At 79.3% G+C, this 857-nt stretch carries 1 pseudogene; it reads right to left on the minus strand.

Features of this window, described 5'->3' with window-relative positions:
- A pseudogene (locus GSF22_RS33925) lies at positions 1 to 585 on the minus strand (hypothetical protein); the annotation flags it as partial.
- Between the last annotated feature and the right edge of the window lie 272 nt (positions 586 to 857).

Here is an 857-nt window from a genome sequence, read left to right on the forward strand (position 1 = left end):
CGGCTTGGGGGGAGCCTCCGGCTGGTACGGGTCCGGGGTGCCCGGCTCGCTGGCCCGGTAGACCCGGGCCGTCCCGGCGCGGGGCGCGGTCGCCGGGCCGATCTCGTCCGGCGAGAGCCGGCGCAGCCCTGGTACCGAGGCGCTGGCGCGGGCGGGGCTGGCCGCCTCGTCCGCCGGTCGGCGTGGCGCCGGGATGACCGCTGCCGGTGCGGCGGCCGGTCCGGCCACCGCCGGGGCGTTGTCCACCGGGCCGGGTACCACCGGACCGGGTGTGGCCGGCGTGACTGCCGCCGGCTCCGGGTTCGCGGTCCCACCCGCCGGCTTCGCCGCGTCGGTTGCCGACCCGCCGGTCGCCCCGGCGCGGTACGTGGTGCCGCCGCTGGCCGGGGCGTTGACCGGCGCGTCAGGTGCCGGTGCGGTCGCGGTGGCCACCGAGGCCCGGCCGCGTACCGGTGCCGCCGTACCCGCCGGTCCGGGACGGGCACCGGTTGCCGGGCCGGATCCGGCTGCCGGCCCGGAGTTGTCGGGAGTGTGGGGCTGCACGTCCGGGGCAGCCGTGGTCGCCGGAACCTCTTGCTCGCCCATCTTCGCCCTCCGCGCCCACGTCCGCGCCCCGACCGGTGGTACCGGCCCGGGTGTCCCTCGATGCCAACCGTGCCATATTCCGGCACGCCAGCACAGTCGGACCGGCGGGTGTAGGACCGGTCAGTCGGTGGTGGGCGTGGCCGGGGCCGACACGCTGGTGCTCGCCGACGCCTCCGCGCTACGCGAGGCGTCGGCGGTCGGCGCCGCGTCGGTGCTGCTGGCGGTCGGGGCGGCGCTGGCGGTACCGGTGCCGGTGGGGCTCGGCGTCGGGC

The sequence above is a fragment of the Micromonospora echinofusca genome (assembly GCF_017614955.1).
GTDB classification, from domain to species: domain Bacteria; phylum Actinomycetota; class Actinomycetes; order Mycobacteriales; family Micromonosporaceae; genus Micromonospora; species Micromonospora echinofusca_A.